General features: G+C 69.1%; 16 protein-coding genes. 10 read left to right on the top strand and 6 right to left on the bottom strand.

From position 1 onward, the window contains the following. The first annotated feature begins 72 nt into the window (after positions 1 to 72). The 10 genes from uvrA (at position 73) to AB1K54_RS05970 (ending at position 11,468) form a co-directional block, all read left to right on the top strand. The gene (uvrA, locus tag AB1K54_RS05925; RefSeq protein ID WP_371202009.1) at positions 73 to 2,976 is read left to right on the top strand and encodes an excinuclease ABC subunit UvrA; all 2,904 of its coding nucleotides are present in this window, start codon (positions 73 to 75) and stop codon (positions 2,974 to 2,976) included. Between the two features lie 8 nt (positions 2,977 to 2,984). Continuing rightward, complete coding sequence (gene uvrC, locus AB1K54_RS05930) at positions 2,985 to 4,895, top strand: excinuclease ABC subunit UvrC (RefSeq protein WP_371201811.1); 1,911 nt, start codon at positions 2,985 to 2,987, stop codon at positions 4,893 to 4,895. A 21-nt stretch (positions 4,896 to 4,916) separates the two neighbouring features. Next, on the top strand, positions 4,917 to 5,798 hold the full coding sequence (gene rapZ / locus AB1K54_RS05935) for an RNase adapter RapZ (RefSeq protein ID WP_371201812.1): 882 nt from the start codon (positions 4,917 to 4,919) through the stop codon (positions 5,796 to 5,798). Positions 5,799 to 5,837: 39 nt separating this feature from the next. Then, positions 5,838 to 6,815, top strand: a complete 978-nt coding sequence (gene whiA, locus AB1K54_RS05940; RefSeq protein WP_371201813.1) for a DNA-binding protein WhiA — start codon at positions 5,838 to 5,840, stop codon at positions 6,813 to 6,815. Between the two features lie 165 nt (positions 6,816 to 6,980). Then, positions 6,981 to 7,607: a superoxide dismutase gene (locus AB1K54_RS05945; protein WP_371201814.1), complete on the top strand. Its 627-nt coding sequence runs from the start codon at positions 6,981 to 6,983 to the stop codon at positions 7,605 to 7,607. A gap of 106 nt (positions 7,608 to 7,713) precedes the next feature. Next, positions 7,714 to 8,724 (top strand): type I glyceraldehyde-3-phosphate dehydrogenase, encoded by a 1,011-nt coding sequence (gap, locus tag AB1K54_RS05950; RefSeq protein WP_371201815.1) that lies wholly within the window; start codon positions 7,714 to 7,716, stop codon positions 8,722 to 8,724. 5 nt (positions 8,725 to 8,729) lie between these two features. Further along, on the top strand, positions 8,730 to 9,950 hold the full coding sequence (gene pgk / locus AB1K54_RS05955; protein WP_371201816.1) for a phosphoglycerate kinase: 1,221 nt from the start codon (positions 8,730 to 8,732) through the stop codon (positions 9,948 to 9,950). Next, positions 9,947 to 10,729 carry a triose-phosphate isomerase gene (tpiA, locus tag AB1K54_RS05960; RefSeq protein WP_371201817.1) on the top strand — a complete coding sequence of 261 codons (783 nt, stop codon included), beginning with the start codon at positions 9,947 to 9,949 and terminating at the stop codon, positions 10,727 to 10,729. The genes pgk and tpiA overlap by 4 nt, the downstream gene beginning before the upstream one ends. A gap of 134 nt (positions 10,730 to 10,863) precedes the next feature. Then, positions 10,864 to 11,112: a preprotein translocase subunit SecG gene (gene secG, locus AB1K54_RS05965; protein WP_371201818.1), complete on the top strand. Its 249-nt coding sequence runs from the start codon at positions 10,864 to 10,866 to the stop codon at positions 11,110 to 11,112. Next, positions 11,112 to 11,468: an RNA polymerase-binding protein RbpA gene (locus AB1K54_RS05970; protein ID WP_371201819.1), complete on the top strand. Its 357-nt coding sequence runs from the start codon at positions 11,112 to 11,114 to the stop codon at positions 11,466 to 11,468. Before secG ends, AB1K54_RS05970 begins: the two co-directional genes overlap by 1 nt. 72 nt (positions 11,469 to 11,540) lie before the next feature. On the opposite strand, the gene pgl is transcribed toward AB1K54_RS05970, so the two are convergent. Genes pgl through tkt form a run of 6 tightly spaced genes read right to left on the bottom strand, consistent with a single transcriptional unit; the run spans position 11,541 to position 19,653 of the window. Then, positions 11,541 to 12,320 carry a 6-phosphogluconolactonase gene (gene pgl / locus AB1K54_RS05975; RefSeq protein ID WP_371201820.1) on the bottom strand — a complete coding sequence of 260 codons (780 nt, stop codon included), beginning with the start codon at positions 12,318 to 12,320 and terminating at the stop codon, positions 11,541 to 11,543. Next, a complete protein-coding gene (locus AB1K54_RS05980) occupies positions 12,313 to 13,266 on the bottom strand; it encodes a glucose-6-phosphate dehydrogenase assembly protein OpcA (RefSeq protein ID WP_371201821.1) in 954 nt (317 codons plus the stop codon). Before AB1K54_RS05980 ends, pgl begins: the two co-directional genes overlap by 8 nt. After that, positions 13,263 to 14,813: a glucose-6-phosphate dehydrogenase gene (gene zwf / locus AB1K54_RS05985; protein WP_371201822.1), complete on the bottom strand. Its 1,551-nt coding sequence runs from the start codon at positions 14,811 to 14,813 to the stop codon at positions 13,263 to 13,265. Before zwf ends, AB1K54_RS05980 begins: the two co-directional genes overlap by 4 nt. 12 nt (positions 14,814 to 14,825) lie before the next feature. Beyond that, on the bottom strand, positions 14,826 to 16,445 hold the full coding sequence (locus AB1K54_RS05990; RefSeq protein WP_371201823.1) for a glucose-6-phosphate isomerase: 1,620 nt from the start codon (positions 16,443 to 16,445) through the stop codon (positions 14,826 to 14,828). Beyond that, positions 16,442 to 17,560 carry a transaldolase gene (tal, locus tag AB1K54_RS05995; protein ID WP_371201824.1) on the bottom strand — a complete coding sequence of 373 codons (1,119 nt, stop codon included), beginning with the start codon at positions 17,558 to 17,560 and terminating at the stop codon, positions 16,442 to 16,444. The genes AB1K54_RS05990 and tal overlap by 4 nt, the downstream gene beginning before the upstream one ends. Continuing rightward, positions 17,557 to 19,653, bottom strand: a complete 2,097-nt coding sequence (gene tkt, locus AB1K54_RS06000; protein WP_371201825.1) for a transketolase — start codon at positions 19,651 to 19,653, stop codon at positions 17,557 to 17,559. The genes tal and tkt overlap by 4 nt, the downstream gene beginning before the upstream one ends. Positions 19,654 to 19,776 lie beyond the last annotated feature (123 nt).

Here is a 19,776-nt window from a genome sequence, read left to right on the forward strand (position 1 = left end):
CTCCCAGCGAAGACCCGAGCTCGTGTCGGAACCCCCGCCTAGACTTGACGGGTGCCCATCTCTCCCGTCGTCATGCCCGCGAATCCCGGTGGGACCAGCCTCTCTCCGTCCGGTGGAAAGCTCAGCGTGCGCGGTGCGCGCGTGCACAATCTCAAGAACGTCGACCTCGACATCCCGCGCGACTCCCTCGTCGTCTTCACCGGTCTTTCGGGCTCGGGCAAGTCGAGCCTCGCGTTCGACACGATCTTCGCCGAGGGGCAGCGCCGCTACGTCGAGTCGCTGAGCGCTTATGCCCGCCAGTTCCTCGGCCAGGTCGATCGGCCCGACGTCGACTTCATCGAGGGCTTGAGCCCGGCGGTCAGCATCGACCAGAAGTCGACCAACCGCAACCCCCGCTCGACGGTCGGCACCATCACCGAGATCCACGACTACATGCGCCTGCTGTGGGCGCGCATCGGCGTGCCGCACTGCCCGGTGTGCGGCGAGAAGATCCAGCGCCAGACCGTGCAGCAGATCGCCGACCAACTCGCCGAACTGCCTGATCGCACCCGCTACCAGATCGTCGCCCCCGTGGTCACGCAGAAGAAGGGCGAGTTCGTCGACCTGTTCCGCGAGCTGGGCGCGAAGGGCTACGCGCGCGCCATCGTCGACGGCGAGCTCATCCAGCTGGCCGAGCCGCCCACGCTGAAGAAGAGCTACAAGCACGACATCGCGGTCGTCGTCGACCGGCTGGTGGCCGGTGACGGCATCCTGGATCGCGTCACCGACTCGGTCGAGACTGCCTTGGGCCTGGCCGGCGGCATCGTCCAGGTCAACTTCATCGACGAAGAAGGCGACGCGGCCTGGCAGTCGTTCTCAGAGAAGCTCGCGTGCCCCAACGGGCACCCGCTGCAGCTGACCGAGATCGAGCCGCGCACCTTCTCGTTCAACGCTCCGTTCGGCGCGTGCCCCGCGTGCTCCGGGCTCGGCACCCGCATGTCGGTGGACGTCGACCTCATGCTCGCCGATGACGCGCTGTCCATCCGCGAGGGCGTCGTCCTGCCGTGGACGACGCAGGGCAAAGGCCTCTTCCAGTACTACGAGCGCCTGCTCGAAGGCCTCGCCGCCGACCTGGGCTTCTCGCTCGACACGCCGTGGCGCATGCTGCCGGCCGACGTGCGCGAGGCGGTGCTCCACGGCGAGAACTACAAGGTCACCGTGCGGTGGAAGAACCGGTACGGCCGTGAGATGCGCTACTCATCGGGCTTCGAGGGCGTCGTGCCCTACATCGAGCGGCAGTACGTGCAGGCCGAGACCGACACGCAGCGCCAGCGCTGGGCCGACTACCTGCGCGAGGTGCCCTGCCCGGTGTGCGACGGCGCGCGCCTCAAGCCCGAGGTGCTGGCCGTGCTCGTGCACGGCTATTCGATCGCGGATGCCTCGCGCCTGAGCCTCTCCGACGCCCGCGACTTCTTCGCCGACCTCGTGCTCACCGAGCGCGAGGCGACGATCGGCGCGCAGGTGCTGCGCGAGATCCGTGTGCGGCTGGACTTCCTCATCCAAGTGGGCCTCAACTACCTGAACCTGAGCCGGTCGGCAGGCTCGCTCTCGGGCGGCGAGGCGCAGCGCATCCGACTCGCGACCCAGATCGGGTCCGGGCTGACGGGCGTGCTGTACGTGCTCGACGAGCCGTCGATCGGGCTCCACCAGCGCGACAACCGGCGCCTGATCGAGACGCTCGTGACCCTTCGCGACCTCGGCAACACGCTCATCGTGGTCGAGCACGACGAAGAGACCATCCACGCGGCGGACTGGATCGTCGACATCGGCCCGCGCGCGGGCGTCGACGGGGGAGAGGTCGTGCACTCCGGGCCGCTGGCGTCCCTGCTCGAGGACGAGCACTCGATCACGGGCGACTACCTGGCCGGCCGGCGCGAGATCCCGACGCCTGAGACGCGCCGGCGCATCGACAAGAGCCGACGGCTCTCGGTCGTGGGCGCACGCGAGAACAACCTGAAAGACGTCACGGTCGACTTCCCGCTCGGCGTGCTGACCGCCGTGACCGGCGTCAGCGGCTCGGGCAAGTCGTCTCTGGTCAACGACATCCTGTACGAGGTGCTCGCGTCTCGCCTCAACGGCGCCCGCACGGTGCCCGGCAAGCACACGCGCGTCACGGGCCTCGACAACCTCGACAAGGTCGTCCACGTCGACCAGGCGCCCATCGGGCGCACGCCGCGCTCGAACCCGGCGACCTACACGGGCGTGTTCGACCGCATCCGCACGCTCTTCAGCGAGACGCCCGAGGCGAAGGTGCGCGGCTACCAGCCGGGCCGCTTCAGCTTCAACGTCAAGGGCGGTCGGTGCGAGGCGTGCGCGGGCGACGGCACGATCAAGATCGAGATGAACTTCCTGCCCGACGTGTACGTCGACTGCGAGGTGTGCCACGGCAAGCGGTACAACCGCGACACCCTGGCCGTGCACTACAAGGGCAAGAACATCGCCGAGGTGCTCGAGATGCCGATCGCCGAGGCGGCGGAGTTCTTCGAGCCGATCCAGGCGATCCACCGCTACCTCAAGACCCTCGTCGACGTCGGGCTCGGGTACGTGCGGCTCGGCCAGTCCGCCACGACGCTCTCGGGTGGCGAGGCGCAGCGCGTCAAGCTCGCCACAGAGTTGCAGCGCCGGTCGAACGGCCGCTCGATCTACGTGCTCGACGAGCCGACGACCGGCCTGCACTTCGAGGACGTCCGGCGGCTCCTCGAGGTGCTGAACGGCCTGGTCGACAAGGGAAACACGGTGATCGTGATCGAGCACAACCTCGACGTGATCAAGTCCGCGGACTGGATCATCGACCTCGGTCCCGAAGGGGGCTCGGGCGGCGGCGAGGTCATCGCGACGGGCACGCCCGAGCAGGTCGCGCGAGCCTCGGCGAGCCATACCGGCGCGTTCCTGGCCGAGGTGCTCGGCACGGCGGACCAGCGTCGCAAGGCGGGCTGAACCCGGGCATGGCGGACCAGCTTCCGTACAAGCCCAAGCAGGGCGAGATCCCCACGAACCCCGGCGTCTACCGCTTCCGCGACCGCGACGGGCGGGTGCTGTACGTGGGCAAGGCGAAGAACCTGCGGGCGCGTCTGTCGAACTACTTCGCGCCGCTGCACACGCTGCACGAGCGCACGCGGCGGATGGTCACCACCGCGGCATCCGTCGAGTGGACCGTCGTCGCGACCGACGTCGACTCGCTCCAGCTCGAGTACATGTGGATCAAGGAGTTCGATCCGCCGTTCAACGTCCGCTACAAGGACGACAAGTCCTATCCCTTCATGGCGATCACCCTCGCCGACGAGGCCCCGCGGGTCATCGTCACGCGCAACCGCCGCATCAAGGGGGCGAAGTACTTCGGGCCGTACCCGAAGGTCTGGGCGGTTCACGACACGATCGACCTGATGATCAAGGTTTTCCCGATCCGCACGTGCAGCGACGCGTCGTACAAGAAGGCCATGGCGACGGGGCGGCCGTGCTTCCCCGGGCAGATCGGCCGGTGCGGCGGGCCGTGCTCCATGAAGGTGACGATCGAGGAGCACCGGGCGATCGTCGACGACTTCGTGGCGTTCATGTCCGGCAGCGACCAGCGCTTCAGCCGCGCTCTCACCCAGCGCATGCGCGAGGCCTCGGCGGCGATGGACTACGAGTCCGCGGCCGTGTACCGCGACCGTCTGCAGGCGATCGACGCGGTGCTCAGCAAGAGCGCGCTGGTGCTCGCCCCCGACACCGATGCCGACCTGTTCGGCATCGCCGAGGACGAGCTCGCCGCGGCGGTGCAGCACTTCGTCATCCGCGGCGGCCGCGTGCGCGGCGTGCGGGCCACGACCATCGACAAAGAGCTCGACATCTCGGGCGCCGAACTCGTCGACCAGATCCTGCAGCGCACCTATGGTGAGGCATCCGCCGCCGACGTCCCGCGGCAGATCCTGGTGCCTGTCCTGCCCGACGACACGGCCGACCTCGAGGCGTGGCTGCGCGAGCGGCGAGGGCGCGGCGTGACGCTGCAGGTCGCCCAGCGCGGTCGCAAGGCCGAGCTGATGAAGACGGCGAGCCTCAACGCGCAGCAGGCGCTCATGCTGCACAAGACCCGCCGCTCCGGCGACTACGTCGCACGCACGCAGGCGCTCACCGACCTGCAGCAGTCGCTGGGGCTGGCCGAGGCGCCGCTGCGCATCGAGTGCTTCGACGTCTCGCACCTGAGCGGAACGAACGTGGTCGCCTCGATGGTCGTGTTCGAGGACGGCCTGCCCCGCAAGGACCAGTACCGCTCGTTCTCGGTGGCCGAGACGACCGACGACACCGACTCGCTCTATCAGGTGCTCACGCGTCGGCTGGCATACGTCGACCGCGCCGATGACAGCGCGGTTCCGGATGCCGCGACCCCTGTGGACGCGACCGCCGACGCCACCGTGGTCACCGAGCGCCGGCGCCCGCGCTTCGCGTATCGCCCGCAGCTGCTCGTCGTCGACGGAGGCGGGCCCCAGGTCGCCGCCGCGGCCCGGGCGCTCGAGGACGCCGGGCAGACCGAGATCGCCCTGTGCGGCATCGCGAAGCGGCTCGAGGAGGTCTGGCTGCCAGGTGAGGACTACCCGGTCATCCTGCCGCGCACGAGCGAGGCGCTGTACCTGCTGCAGCGGCTGCGCGACGAGGCGCACCGCTTCGCGATCACCCACCAGCGAAAACGCCGGCGGCGCGACATCCAGACGGTGCTCGCCGAGGTCCCGGGACTCGGAGACGCGCGCATCAAGGCGCTGCTGCGGCACTTCGGATCCGTGGCGGCGCTGCGCCAGGCGTCGGTCGAGCAGATCGAGGAGCTGCCCGGGATCGGGCCGAAGCTGGCGGCATCCGTGCACGCGCATCTGTCCACTCGCTAGGGTGAGACCGGGGTGGTGCTCATGGCAGATGAGGGGAACCGCGATCCGGCGGAGATGCTGATCGTGACGGGAATGTCTGGCGCCGGGCGCTCGACGGCCGCCAATGCGCTGGAGGATCTCGACTGGTACGTCGTCGACAACCTCCCGCCGCAGATGCTCAAGCCGCTCATCGACCTCACCGAACTCGGCGGCGCCGGGCTCCCGCGGGTGGCGGTCGTCATCGACGTGCGGGGTCGCGACCTGTTCGCCCAGCTGCCCGAGGCCATCAAGGCGCTTCGCGAACGGCGGCCGCTGCGCGTGCTGTTCCTCGACGCGAGCGACGACGTGCTCGTGCGCAGGTTCGAGGCCGTCCGCAGGCCGCATCCGCTGCAGGACGAGGGCACGCTGGTCGACGGGATCCGGCTCGAGCGTCGACGTCTCGCAGCGATCCGCGAGGTCGCCGATGTGATCATCGACACCTCGAAGCTGAACATCCACCAGCTCGCGACACGGGTGACCGAGACGTTCGCGGATGTCGGGGCCGCGCGTCACTCGCTGACGATCATGAGTTTCGGGTTCAAGTACGGGCTGCCGCCCGACGCCGATCTGGTGGCCGACATGCGCTTCCTGCCCAACCCCTTCTGGGTCGACGCCCTGCGACCCTTCACGGGCGAAGACGAGGTCGTCAAGGAGTTCGTGCTGGCTCAGGCCGGTGCGCAGGAGTTCCTGGACGCCTACGCCGCCGCGCTCACCCCCGTGATCGACGGGTACCAGCGCGAGAACAAGCGGCATTCCGTGGTGGCGATCGGGTGCACGGGAGGCCGGCACCGATCGGTCGTGGCCGCGCAGGAACTGGCCGCGCGGCTGTCGGGCATCCCGGGCGTGGCGGTCCGAGTGAAGCACCGCGACCTCGGTCACGAGTAGGCTGGACGCTCGTTCCCGAAAGCTCGAGCGAGGAGAGATGTGTCGCTGACTGCTGACGTGAAGGCCGAGTTGATCGCCTTCCGAGACCCGCGACCCTCCGCCCGAGTGGCGGAGCTGACGTCGCTGCTGCGCTTCTCGGGAGGGTTGCACTCGATAGCCAATCGTGTCGCGGTCGAGGCCGAGCTCGATTCGGACGTGCTCGCCCGCCGCGTCGCGCGCGACCTCATGGAGCTGTACGGCGTGCGGCCTGAGCTCGTGCACGTGCAGGGGTCGGGAGCCCGCAACGGCAGCCACTACGCCGTCCGTGTGATCGAGGGCGGCGAGACGCTCGCTCGCCAGACGGGGCTGCTCGATCAGCGCCGCAGGCCCGTCCGCGGCCTTCCGAACAAGCTCACGACCGGTTCGCGCGGTGATCTGGCGGCGATCTGGCGTGGGGCGTTCCTCGCCGCCGGCGGGCTCACCGAGCCGGGGCGCTCGGCCTCGCTCGATATCGCGTGCCCGGCTCCCGAGGCGGCGATGGCACTGGTCGGCGCCGCCCACCGGCTCGGCATCCACGCGAAGGCGCGGGAAGTGCGCGGCGTGCCCCGAGTGGTCGTGCGCGAGGGCGAGGCGATCCGACTCGCGCTGGCCGACATGGGCGCGCGCCGTGCCGCCGACGAGTGGGACCAGCTGCGGCAGCGGCGCGAGGTGCGTGCGGGCGTGAACCGGCTGGTCAACTTCGACGACGCGAACCTCAGACGCTCGGCGCAGGCCGCCGTGGCCGCGTGCGCGCGCGTGGAGCGGGCCCTCGAGATCCTCGCCGACGATGTGCCCGATCACCTGCGCCAGGCGGGGGAGCTGCGCCTCGCGCACCGCGATGCGAGCCTCGACGAGCTGGGTCATCACGCCGACCCTCCGCTCACGAAGGACGCGGTGGCGGGCCGCATCCGCCGCCTGCTGGCGATGGCCGACAAGAAGGCCGAGACCGACGGCATCCCGAGCACCGAAGCGGCTGTGCCCGCGGGCATCGACGACTGACGCGGGTCGACGGATGCCTCGTCCGAGGCGCCCGCGTCGCGCCCGCGCGCATCGTCTCGTCGTGCGACGAAACCCCCGCCCATGGACGCGCGGGCGTCACTAGGATGAGTGCCGTCCCCTCGTCACGCCGAGGTTCCGGCGCGACGCCGAATGGAAGAAGACAAGATGGCGAACTACACGCTTCCCGACCTGCCGTACGACTACGCCGCCCTCGAGCCGCACATCAGTGCGACGATCATGCAGCTGCACCATGACAAGCACCACCAGGCGTACGTCACCGGTGCGAACACTGCCCTCGAGCAGCTCGCCGAGGCGCGCGACAGCGGCAACCTCGCGAACGTCAACAAGCTCGAGAAGGACCTCGCCTTCAACCTGGGCGGGCACACCAACCACTCGATCTTCTGGACGAACCTCTCGCCGGACGGCGGCGACAAGCCCACGGGCGACCTCGAGGCCGCCATCGGCGACCACTTCGGCTCGTTCGACAAGTTCCAGGCGCACTTCACCGCCGCCGCCCTGGGCGTGCAGGGCTCGGGCTGGGCGGGGCTGTTCTGGGACTCGATCGGCGAGAACCTGATCATCCAGCAGTTCTTCGACCAGCAGTCGCAGTTCGCCGCCGGCAGCGTGCCGCTGCTGCTGCTGGACGTGTGGGAGCACGCGTACTACCTGGACTACAAGAACGTCCGCGCCGATTACGTCAAGGCGTTCTGGAACATCGCGAACTGGGACAACGTTCAGACGCGTTTCGCGACGGCCCGTGAGAAGACCTCGGGCCTGCTGGTACTGTCATAGCGACGTGGGCGACCCGGTCGGGAATCGCCTGACCGGGTCGCCGTTGGCCCGCCTGAAACCGCACCAAAACAGCGCATTCGCGCACGACACAATCAGGAGAGAATCCGTGGCTGTCAAGATCGGAATCAATGGCTTCGGCCGAATCGGACGCAACTTCCTGCGCGCGGCGCTGGAGCAGGGCGCGGACCTCGACATCGTGGCGGTGAACGACCTCACCGACAACAAGACGCTCGCCCACCTGCTCAAGTACGACTCCGTCGGCGGACGACTGCGTGAAGAGGTCTCATACACCGGCGACTCGATCACCGTCGGCGATCACACGATCAAGGTCTTCGAGGAGCGCGACCCCGCGGCCCTCCCGTGGGGAGACCTCGGTGTGGACATCGTCATCGAATCGACCGGCCGGTTCACCAACGCGGCCGACGCCGGCAAGCACATCCAGGGCGGCGCCAAGAAGGTCCTCATCTCGGCGCCCGGCACCGACGTCGACGGCACGTTCGTGATGGGCGTGAACGACGGCGACTACGACCCGGCCACCCAGCACATCATCTCCAACGCCTCGTGCACCACGAACTGCCTGGCGCCTCTCGCGAAGGTCTTCAACGACGCGTTCGGCATCGAGCGCGGCTTCATGATGACCGCGCACGCGTACACCGCCGACCAGAACCTGCAGGACGGCCCCCACAAGGACCTCCACCGCGCTCGTGCGGCCGCGCTCAACATCGTTCCGGCCTCCACCGGTGCGGCGAAGGCCATCGGCCTCGTGCTGCCCGAGCTCAACGGCAAGCTGAGCGGCTCGTCGTACCGTGTGCCGATCCCCACCGGCTCGATCGTCGACCTCACGATCATCACGCCGACCGAGGGACTCACCAAAGACACGATCAACGCGGCGTACGAGGCGGCTGCCGCCAGCGGCGCGCTGGCGGGCTACCTGAAGTACAACACCGACCCGATCGTGTCCTCCGACATCGTCCTGGACCCGCACTCGTCGATCTTCGACGCCGGGCAGACCAACGTGAGCGGCAACCTCGTGAAGGTCTCGGCCTGGTACGACAACGAGTGGGGCTACTCGAACCGCCTCGTCGACCTCACCGAGCTGGTCGCCGGCAAGCTCTGACGATCATGGCTCTGCGCACCCTCGATTCGCTGGGTTCGCTCGCAGGCAAGCGCGTCATCGTCCGTGTCGACTTCAACGTCCCCCTGAAGGACGGCGTCATCACGGACGATGGCCGCGTGCGCGCGGCACTGCCCACGCTGAACCATCTGATCAACGAGGGCGCACGACTCGTCGTGTGCTCGCACCTCGGTCGTCCGGACGGCGAGCCCAACCCGAAGTACAGCCTCGAACCGGTCGCCCAGCGGCTGTCCGAGCTGCTCGGCAAGCCCGTCGCTTTCGCGCTCGACACGGTGGGTCCGTCTGCCAACGACGCGGCGGCGGCCCTCGCCGACGGCGACGTGGTCGTCATCGAGAACCTCCGCTTCAACCCGGGTGAGACGGCGAAAGACGATGCGACCCGCCGCGCCTTCGCCGACCAGCTCGCCGCACTCGGCGACGTGCTCGTCTCTGACGGCTTCGGGGTCGTGCACCGCAAGCAGGCGAGCGTATACGAGCTCGCCGAGCTGCTGCCTTCCGCGGCGGGCTTCCTGGTCGAGAAGGAGGTCGACGTGCTCGACCGCCTGACCGAGAACCCCGAGCGCCCGTATGCCGTGGTGCTGGGCGGCTCGAAGGTCAGCGACAAGCTGGGGGTCATCGAGCACCTGCTCCCGCGCGTCGACAAGCTGCTCGTCGGCGGCGGCATGATGTTCACCTTCCTCGCCGCCGAGGGGCACAAGGTCGGATCGAGCCTGCTCGAACAGGATCAGCTCGACACGGTTCGCGGCTACATCGCCACCGCCAAGGAGCGCGGCGTCGAGCTCGTGCTCCCTGTCGACACGGTCGTGGCCGCGTCGTTCTCGGCCGACGCCGAGCACGTCGTCGCGCCGGCATCGGGTATCGAGGACACGCCGTTCGGGGCATCCGGTCTCGGTCTGGACATCGGACCCGAGACGGCGACGATCTTCGCCGATGTCGTGCGCTCCAGCCGCACCGTCTTCTGGAATGGGCCGATGGGTGTGTTCGAGCTGGCACCGTTCGCGGCGGGTACGAAGGCGGTCGCCCAGGCGCTGACCGAGGTCTCGGGCCTGTCCGTCGTCGGCGGTGGCGACTCCGCCGCTGCCGTGCGGCAGCTCGGGTTCGCCGACAGCGCCTTCGGCCACATCTCAACGGGCGGCGGGGCGAGCCTCGAGTTCCTCGAGGGCAAGCGTCTACCCGGCCTGGAGATCCTCGGATGGGGGCAGCGATGAGCCGTACCCCGTTCATCGCGGGCAACTGGAAGATGAACCTCGACCACCTTCAGGCGGTCGCGTTCGTTCAGAAGCTCTACTGGACGCTCAAAGACGCCAAGCACGAGGACGGCTCCGTCGAGGTCGGCGTGTTCCCGCCGTTCACCGACATCCGCACCGTGCAGACGCTGATCGACGCCGACAAGATCCCCTTCTCGCTCGGCGCACAGGACCTCTCGCAGCACGACTCGGGTGCGTACACAGGCGAGATCTCCGGGGCGTTCTTGTCGAAGCTGCAGTGCGGCTACGTGATCATCGGGCACTCGGAGCGACGTCAGTACCACGCCGAGGGCGACGAGATCGTCGCGTCGAAGGTGCAGGCTGCGCTGCGGCACGGCCTCGTGCCGGTGATCTGCGTCGGCGAGACGGCGGACGACCTCGCGCGGTTCGGCGCGAGCGCTGTGCCGGTCGGTCAGCTGAAGATCGCCCTCGACGGGCTCAAGCCGGACGCCGACGTCGTCGTGGCGTACGAGCCGGTGTGGGCGATCGGGTCCGGCCAGGCCGCGACCCCCGAGCAGGCGCAGGACGTCTGTGCCAAGCTGCGCGAGGTCGTCGCCGACAAGCTCGGGACCGAGGCCGCCGCGCGCACGCGCATCCTCTACGGCGGCTCCGTGAAGTCGGGCAACATCGCGAGCTTCATGCGCGAGCCCGACGTCGACGGCGCCCTGGTCGGCGGCGCGAGCCTGGTGGTCGACGAGTTCGCCGCGATCATCCGCTATCAGAAGCACGTCGGGGTCTGACCGACCCGCCTTCGCCTGGATGCCCCGCAGCCGCCCCTGCGCGCTTGCGGGGCATCCAGGCGATAGGGAGTGCAACACGTATACTTGACCCCTGTGCGATCGGCACTCGATCGACGCGAAAGGCTTGGACGACTGTGCCCATTCTCGAGTTCATTCTGCAGGTGATCCTCGGCATCACGAGCATCCTGCTGACCCTCCTGATCCTGCTCCACAAGGGTCGAGGCGGCGGTCTCTCCGACATGTTCGGCGGCGGCATGACGTCGGCGCTCGGCTCGTCCGGTCTCGCCGAGCGGAACCTGAACCGCTTCACGATCGTGCTGTCGCTGGTGTGGTTCGCCGCGATCGTGGCGCTCGGCCTGATCACGAAGTTCCAGGCGATCTGATGGCCAGCGGAGGAAACGCGATTCGCGGCACGCGCGTCGGCGCAGGGCCGATGGGGGAGCAGGACCACGGCTTCCACGCCGAACGCATCGCGATCTCATACTGGGACGCCCTCGGCAACGAGACCGTGCGCTACTTCGCCGCCGGGATTCCCGAAGAAGAGATCCCCGAGACCATCGACTCGCCGCACTCGGGGCTGCCCGCGGGGCGCGACAAAGACAACCCGCCCGCTCTCGCGAAGACCGAGCCGTACAAGACGCACCTGGCCTATGTGAAGGAGCGCCGCACCGAAGAAGAGGCCGACGCGCTGCTCGACGACGCGCTGAAGCAGCTGCGCGAGCGCCGCGGGCTCGACTGACCGAGTGACAGACTCATACGAAGAGCGGATGCCTCGGCATCCGCTCTTCGTCATTCCCTGCTTGTCTCGCCCTCAGTACTCCGCGTCGATCAACTCGGGCGGAACGTCGGCGGCGGCGGATTCGTCGACGAAGAAAACGGTGCGCTTGCGGCCTTTCGCCCCGGCGGCGGGGACGCTGCTGTAACTCGCGCCGGCGAGGGCGAGGCCCAGTGCCGACGCCTTATCGGGGCCGACCAGCACCATCCACAGGCGCTTGGACGCGTTGAGGACGGGACGGGTCAGGGTTACCCGCTCGGGCGGAGGCTTCGGCGAGTCGCGCACGGCCAGCGCGGTGCGGTCCGTGACGAGAATCTCGGCGCGATCGGGAAAGAGCGAGGCGATGTGCCCGTCCGGTCCGACGCCGAGGAACGAGATGTCGAACGACGGGAAGGGCCCGTCGTCGCTCGGGAAGAGCGCCAGTTCGCGCGCGTACTGCTCGGCCGCGGCATCCAGATCGATGCCGTCGTCGCTCGCGGCGATCGCGTGGATGTTGCCCGCGGGGATGTCGAGCTGGTCCAGCAGCGCCTCGCGCGCCTGAAGCTCGTTGCGCTCAGGATCGTCGCGGGGGACGAAGCGCTCGTCGCTCCACCAGAAGTGGACGTTCGACCAGTTCACGCGATCCCGCTTGGGGTGGGCGGCGATCGCCTTGAGCACCGCGGAACCCATCGACCCACCCGTGAGGGACACATGGATCGGCCGGGAGGGATCGCTGCGGCGGATGCAGCGATGCAGAAACCGCGTCGCGACGGATTCGGCGAGGCTCGCGGGATCGGAGCCGATCACGACGCGCTTCTCGCTGGAGTATTCAGCCATGCATCTCCTGGGCCGACGGAGGTCCGAGAAGTTCCAGGCCCTCGCTGATGACACGACCATACAGGAGGTCGGGGTCGAGGCGGCGGAGCTCCTCGGCGAGACACTCGCGCAGGCTCCGGCGCGGGAATGCGAGCTCGTGGCTCGGCTGCCCCGGCTGGGTGAGGATCGCGACTCCCGGCGAAGGTCGCTCGAGGAGGACGTCCCCGGACGCGCGCACCAGCAGGACCGACTTGATCCCGTGCGACCACTCGGACGGCTCGAGGTAGCCCCATTCGACCGGGACGTCCAGCGCGAGCCGCAGCCACGCGGCCAGCAGAGAGGTCGACGGCGAGTCGCCCGCGCCCAGTACGCGTGCACGGAGCACCGCTTCGTACGGGGGCTGATCGAGAATCGCGGCCAGCTGCTCGCGCCAGCGCGTGAGACGGGTCCACGCCAGGTCGGTGTCGCCGGGTGCGTAGGACTGGCCGAGTCCCGCGACCCATGCGGACGGGTTCGGCTTGGTCGCGGCATCCGTGATCCGCCGCTGGGCGATGCGGCCGATAGCGGTGTCGGACGGAACCGGGGGAGTCTGGTTGGGCCACCACACGACGACGGGGGCGTCGGGAAGGAGGAGCCCCGTCACGAGGCTCTCGAGATTCGACGCCGCCGCGCCCACCGCGTGCAGCGTCACGACCTCGCTCGCCCCCGCGTCGCCGCCGACACGGATCTGCGCATCGAGCCGTGGCTCGGACCCGTCGGTGTCGTCGACGACGAGCACGATCACCCGCATGGGATGCTCGCGCGACGCGTCGTTCGCAGCCTCGATGACCTCTTCCATGTCACCCTCGCGGGTCACGATGAGCAGCGTCAGCACCCGGCCGAGAGCGACGGCGCCGCCCTCTTCACGCACGCTGACCAGCGCCCGCGAGATCTTGCTGACGGTCGTGTCGGGCAAATCGACGATCACGGGCGCCTCCAGGTTCTGCCATCGCGGGCGAGCATCGCGGCCGCAGACGCGGGGCCCCACGAGCCGGGGGAGTACTGTTCGAGCGGGCCGCCTTGGGACTGCCAGAACTCCTCGATCGGATCGAGGATCTTCCACGAAAGCTCCACTTCTTCGTGGCGGGGGAACAGCGGCGGATCGCCGAGCAGCACGTCGAGGATGAGCCGCTCGTAGGCCTCGGGGCTGGCCTCGGTGAAGGCGTGGCCGTAGCCGAAGTCCATCGTCACGTCACGCACCTGGGCGCTGGCTCCCGGCACCTTCGACCCGAACCGAATGGTGACGCCCTCGTCTGGCTGAACGCGAATGACGAGCGCGTTCTGCCCGAGCCCCGAGGTCTGGTTGCGTGAGAACAGCAGCTCGGGCGCGGTCTTGAAGACGACCGCGATCTCGGTGACGCGGCGGCCGAGGCGCTTGCCCGTGCGGAGGTAGAACGGCACTCCCGACCAGCGGCGGGTGTTCACCTCGAGGGTGATCGCCGCATACGTCTCGGTGGTGGACTGCGGGCTCATGCCGTCCTCTTCGAGGAAGCCGAGCACCTTCTCGCCGCCCTGCCATCCGCCCGCGTACTGGCCGCGCGATGTCGATCGGGCGAGGTCCTTGGGAACGGTCACCGCCGCGAGGACCTTCTCCTTCTCGGCGCGCAGCTGCGTGGCGTCGAAGCTGATGGGCTCCTCCATCGCGGTGAGCGCCATGAGCTGCAGCAGGTGGTTCTGGATGACGTCGCGTGCGGCGCCGACGCCGTCGTAGTACCCCGCCCGGCCGCCCACGCCGATATCCTCGGCCATGGTGATCTGCACGTGGTCGACGTAGTTGCGGTTCCAGATCGGCTCGTAGAGCTCGTTCGCGAAGCGCAGCGCCAGGATGTTCTGAACCGTCTCTTTGCCGAGGTAGTGGTCGATGCGGAAGATCGAGTCCGTCGGGAACGCCGATCGCAGCACGTCGTTGAGGGCGCGGGCCGACGCGAGGTCATGGCCGAACGGCTTCTCGATGACCACGCGACGCCAGCGGTCGGGCTGGTCAGCGGTGTCGTCGACGAGCCCCGAAGACTTCAGCTGCTCCGCGACGATCGGGAAGTCCTTCGGCGGTATCGACAGGTAATACGCGTGGTTGCCCATCGTCCCGCGCTCGACGTCGAGTCGCTCGACGGTCTCGCGCAGGCGCCGGAACGCCGCCGCGTCGCCGAACTCGCCCGACACGAACCGGATGCCCTGCAGCAGCTGCTGCCACGTCTCGTCGCGGAACTCGGTGCGGGCGTACTGCCGGACGGCGTCGTGCACGACCTGAGCGAAATCCTCGTCGTCCCAGTCCCGGCGCGCGAACCCGACCAGCGCGAAACCCGGGGGCAGCAGCCCCCGATTGGCCAGGTCGTACACCGCCGGCATGAGCTTCTTGCGCGAGAGATCGCCCGTCACACCGAAGATCACAAGGGCGCTGGGCCCTGCGATCCGGTTGAGGCGGCGATCCAGCGGGTCGCGCAGCGGGTTGTGCGCGCGCGAGATCTCTACGGACATTCGCCCCGGTCCCTATTGGGCGGCTTCGAAGAGCGAAAGGACCTCGACCTGAGGGTCCGTCAGGGTGAGGGTGACGACGGGTCGCCCGTGCTGCGCGATCACACTCGCGTCGCCCGCGGCCTGCGCCTCGATGAGCTGCCCGAACGTGAACGGACGGTCGGGGATCTCGAGGTCGACATCGGTGCGCTCGGTGATCTGCAGGAACACACCCTGCGCCGGGCCGCCCTTGTGATACTGGCCGGTGGAGTGCAGGAACCGGGGTCCCCACCCGAAGGTGGTCGGCCTGCCCGAGTCCGCCGCGATCAGCTCGCGGAGCCCGTGCAGCTGCGGCAGCTCGAGACGGTTGACATACGCCTGGATGGCGACGTAGCCGTCCTCGGGCAGCCGCGCCCACAAAGCTTCGAGCACGCCGGCGATGGTTCCGGATGCCGCCAGCTCAGGGTCGGTGACCCGCACCTCGACGCCGTCGAGCACGAAAGCCGGCGCCGGCGGCTCGGGTCGCGCGTCGAGCAGCCCGCGCGTGGCGCTCTTGGCCGACTCGACGTCGGGCTGGTCGAACGGGTTGATGCCGAGCATGCGGCCCGCGATCGCGGTGGCGTACTCCCACACGATGAACTGCGCTGCGAGCGAGCCGCTGATCAGCACCTCGCCGGCGTGGCGCTCGAAGAGCCGGAAGTGATCCGCGTCGTCCACGATGCGCACCAGCTGAAGGTCGGCCGGAGTCGTCTCCACCTCGGGCGAGACGGGAAGCAGCACGACCGGGAGGATGCCGGTGCCCTCCTTGCCCGTCGACTCGGCCACGAGCTGCTCGATCCAGTCCGGGAGCCCGACGATGTGGGTGCCGTCGGTGATGAGGCCGATCTTGTCCTTGCGGGGATCTCCGCCCGCGATGGCCGCGGCGAGGACGAGCGCCGGGTTCTCGGGGCTGTCGATCGCGACCTCGAGGAGCGTGGCATCCGCTTCGTCGAGGAGTTCCCCGATGTCGACGCCGGCAAGTCCGGACGGGACGAGCCCGAAGGCGGTGAGGGCCGAGTAGCGACCGCCGACCGTGGGGTCGGCGTTGAAGACGGTGTAGCCGTCGGCACGCGCCGCCTCATCCAGCGGTGAGCCCGGGTCGGTGACGACGACGATGCGCTCGAGGGGGTCGATGCCGAGGTCGCGGAACGCGGCTTCGAACGCGCGCTTCGCCGAGTCGGTTTCGACCGTAGAGCCCGACTTCGACGACACGACCAGCACCGTCTGAGCCAGTCCGCCCGACTCGGGGTCACCGTCGATCGCGGCGAGCACCTGCCCGGGGGCGGTGGAGTCGAGGATCACGAGCGGCACGCCCGCGGTCTGCGAGATGACCTCGGGCGCGAGCGAGGAGCCGCCCATGCCCGCGAGCACCACCCGCGTGACGCCCTTCGCGTTCAGCTCGGCCCGCAGCGCCTCGATCTCGGCCACCAGCGGACGCGACACGCTCACGGCCTGCACCCAGCCGAGGCGCTGGGATGCCTCATCTTCGGCCGCAGGACCCCACAGCGTCGCGTCGCCCGCGGTGATCCCCGAGGCGACGAGGTCGGCGACGAGGCCCGGGACGGTCGCGTCGACGACGGACTTCACGTGCCCGCTGACGTGGATCTCGAAGCTCATCGCGCTTCCTCCAGTGCAGCCTGGAGCGCGGTGCGCACGGTCTCCTGCAGCTCGTGCCATGAGGTGATGAACTTCTCGACGCCCTCGTCCTCGAGCACCTGCGTGACGTCGGCGAAGTCGACGCCCACCGCGGCGAGCTCGTCGAACACCGCGTGCGCATCGGCGTAGTTGCCCGTGATCGTGTCCCCCGTGACGACCGCGTGGTCGAACGTCGCCTCGAGGGTCTTCTCGGGCATCGTATTCACGGTGCCCTGTGCGACGAGCTCGGTGACGTAGAGCGTGTCGGGCAGCGCCGGGTCCTTGACGCCGGTGGAGGCCCACAGCGGCCGCTGCACGTTGGCGCCGGCATCCGTCAGCCCCCTCGCACGGTCGGTGGCGAACTCTCGCTCGAAGAGTTCGTACGCCAGGCGCGCGTTGGCCACACCGGCACGGGATTTCAGCGCGGTCGCCGCGTCGGTGCCGACGACGCCGAGGCGCTTGTCGACCTCGGTATCGACGCGCGAGACGAAGAACGAGGCGACCGAGTGGATCTTCGACACGTCGTGGCCGTTGTGCGTGGCCTTCTCGATGCCGGCGAGGTAGGCGTCGATGACCTCGGCGTAGCGCTCGAGGCTGAAGATGAGCGTCACGTTCACCGAGATGCCTTCGGCCAGGACCGCCGTGATCGCGGGCAGGCCCGCCTTGGTCGCCGGGATCTTGATGTGCACGTTCGGCCGGGCCACCTCGGCCCACAGCTGCTTGGCCTGCTCGATGGTCGCCTCGGTGTCGTGCGCGAGGTCGGGCGACACCTCGATCGAAACGCGGCCGTCGACGCCGTTCGTCGCGTCGTAGACGGGTCGCAGGATGTCGGCCGCATCGCGGACGTCGTCGGTGGTGAGCGAGAAGATCGCGTCATCGGCCGATGCGCCCTTGCGGGCGAGGTCTGCGAGGGGCTCGTCGTAGCCGTGGCCGCCGCCGATCGCGGCGGCGAAGATGGTCGGGTTGGTGGTGACGCCCGAGACCGTGCGATCCGTGATCAGCGCGGCAAGGCTGCCGGAAGAGATACGGCTGCGTGAGAGGTCGTCCAGCCAGATGCTGACGCCCTGAGCGGCGAGCTGCTCGGTGGGGGTGCTCATGCGTTCTCCTTGAGGGTCTCACGTGCCGCTTCGACGACGGCGTCGGCGGTGATGCCGAACTTCTGGAAGAGGGTCTTGTAGTCGGCGGAGGCGCCGAAGTGGTCGATGGCGACCGAGCGACCGGAGTCGCCCACGATCCCGCGCCAGGTCAGGGCGGAGCCGGCCTCGACCGACACTCGCGCTTTCACTGCGGCGGGAAGGACGAACTCGCGGTATTCGTCGGACTGCTCCGCGAACCACTCCAGCGACGGCGCCGACACGACGCGGGCGTTGACGCCCTCGGCCGCCAGCGTCTCGCGGGCGGCGACGGCCAGCTGCACCTCGGAGCCCGTGGCGATGAGGATCACGTCCGGCGTGCCGTTCGGGGCCTCGGCGAGGACGTACGCGCCCTTGGCGGCCTCGTTCGCAGAGGCGAAGGTGTCGCCGGATGCCGCGCCCTCGCCGCGTGCGAAGACGGGGATGTTCTGACGGGTCAGGGCGATGCCCGCCGGACCGCCGTTGCGGCGGAGCAGCTCGAGCCACGCCACGGCGGTCTCGTTCGCGTCGGCCGGGCGGACCACGGCGAAGTTCGGGATCGCGCGGAGCGTCGCGAGCTGCTCGATCGGCTGGTGCGTGGGCCCGTCCTCGCCGAGCGCGACCGAGTCGTGCGTCCACACGAAGATCGACGGGATGTCCATCAGCGCCGCCAGGCGCACCGCGGGGCGCATGTAGTCGCTGAAGATGAGGAACGTGCCGCCGAACGGACGCGTCGGTCCGTGCAGCTTGATGCCGTTGACGATCGCGCCCATCGCGTGCTCGCGGATGCCGAAGTGCAGCACACGGCCGTAGGGGTCACCCGACCACTCGTGCGTCGACCACTGCGCGGGGATGAACGACTTGGCGTCCTTGATCGTGGTGAGGTTCGACTCCGCCAGGTCGGCCGATCCGCCCCACAGCTCGGGCAGCACCGCGGCCAGGGCGTTGATCACGAGGCCGGAGGCGGCGCGGGTCGAGACATCCTTGCCGGCTTCGAAGGCGGGGAGCACGGAGGCCGCGTCCGCGGGAAGCTCGTGCGCCTCGAGGCGGTCCAGCAGCGCCTTGCGCTCGGGGTTGGCCACGGCCCACGCGTCGAACGACTGCTGCCAGGCCGCCCGCGCCTCGGCGGCGCGGTCCTTCAGCGCGCGCGTGTGCGCGATCACGTCGTCGGCGACCGCGAACGACTGCTGCGGGTCGAACCCGAGCACCTTCTTGGTCGCCGCGAGCTCGTCGGCGCCGAGCGCCGAGCCGTGGATCTTGCCGGTGTTCTGCTTGCCGGGCGAAGGCCAGCCGATGATCGTGCGCAGAATGATGAGCGACGGCTTGTCGGTCTCGCCCTTCGCTGCCTCGATCGCCGCGTACAGCTCGGCGACGTCCTCGACGTATTGGCCGGACTTCTTCCAGTCGACGACCTGCACCTGCCAGCCGTACGCCTCGTAGCGCTTGGCGACGTCTTCGGTGAACGCGACGTTGGTGTCGTCCTCGATGGAGATCTGGTTCGAGTCGTAGATCGCGATCAGGTTGCCCAGGCCCTGGTGGCTGGCGAGCGAGGATGCCTCGCTCGTGACGCCCTCCTGCAGGTCGCCGTCACCCGCGATCACGTAGATGAAGTGGTCGAACGGCGACGTGCCTGCGGCGGCCTCGGGATCGAACAGGCCGCGCTCGTAGCGGGCCGCGTACGCGAACCCGACCGCGGAGGCGAGCCCCTGGCCCAGCGGACCCGTCGTGATCTCGACGCCCTTGGTGTGCCCGTACTCGGGGTGACCCGGGGTGAGCGAGCCCCACGTGCGGAGGGCCTTGAGGTCGTCCAGCTCCAGCCCGAACCCGCCCAGATACAGCTGCACGTACTGCGTCAGCGACGAATGCCCCGCCGACAGGATGAACCGATCGCGGCCCAGCCAGTCGGTGTCGGCCGGGTCGTGGCGCAGCACTCGCTGGTACAGCAGGTACGCGGCCGGCGCGAGGCTCATCGCAGTGCCGGGGTGGCCGTTGCCGACCTTCTCCACCGCATCCGCCGCCAGCACGCGAGCGGTATCCACCGCGCGCCGATCGATCTCATCCCAACGCAGTTCCGACACCCGGTCGCCTTTCTTGTGGATTCGCGCCCATGATCGGCCGCCTCTTGAAAACCTTTTCATCGCGATGAAGAAGGGAAATCCGGCCGGGGCGCACGTATGGACTCAGCATACCGAAGCCGCATG

This window comes from Microbacterium sp. BWT-B31 (assembly GCF_041379855.1).
Classification (GTDB): Bacteria; Actinomycetota; Actinomycetes; order Actinomycetales; family Microbacteriaceae; genus Microbacterium.

Bases quoted from the DNA above. Each gene is read 5' to 3' on its own strand.
- uvrA (WP_371202009.1), top strand. From the start codon at position 73: ATGCCCGCGAATCCCGGTGGGACCAGCCTCTCTCCGTCCGGTGGAAAG.
- tal (WP_371201824.1), bottom strand. From the start codon at position 17,560: ATGAGCACCCCCACCGAGCAGCTCGCCGCTCAGGGCGTCAGCATCTGG.
- pgk (WP_371201816.1), top strand. From the start codon at position 8,730: ATGGCTCTGCGCACCCTCGATTCGCTGGGTTCGCTCGCAGGCAAGCGC.
- uvrC (WP_371201811.1), top strand. From the start codon at position 2,985: ATGGCGGACCAGCTTCCGTACAAGCCCAAGCAGGGCGAGATCCCCACG.
- pgl (WP_371201820.1), bottom strand. From the start codon at position 12,320: ATGGCTGAATACTCCAGCGAGAAGCGCGTCGTGATCGGCTCCGATCCC.
- AB1K54_RS05945 (WP_371201814.1), top strand. From the start codon at position 6,981: ATGGCGAACTACACGCTTCCCGACCTGCCGTACGACTACGCCGCCCTC.
- AB1K54_RS05970 (WP_371201819.1), top strand. From the start codon at position 11,112: ATGGCCAGCGGAGGAAACGCGATTCGCGGCACGCGCGTCGGCGCAGGG.
- AB1K54_RS05990 (WP_371201823.1), bottom strand. From the start codon at position 16,445: ATGAGCTTCGAGATCCACGTCAGCGGGCACGTGAAGTCCGTCGTCGAC.
- zwf (WP_371201822.1), bottom strand. From the start codon at position 14,813: ATGTCCGTAGAGATCTCGCGCGCGCACAACCCGCTGCGCGACCCGCTG.
- rapZ (WP_371201812.1), top strand. From the start codon at position 4,917: ATGGCAGATGAGGGGAACCGCGATCCGGCGGAGATGCTGATCGTGACG.
- tpiA (WP_371201817.1), top strand. From the start codon at position 9,947: ATGAGCCGTACCCCGTTCATCGCGGGCAACTGGAAGATGAACCTCGAC.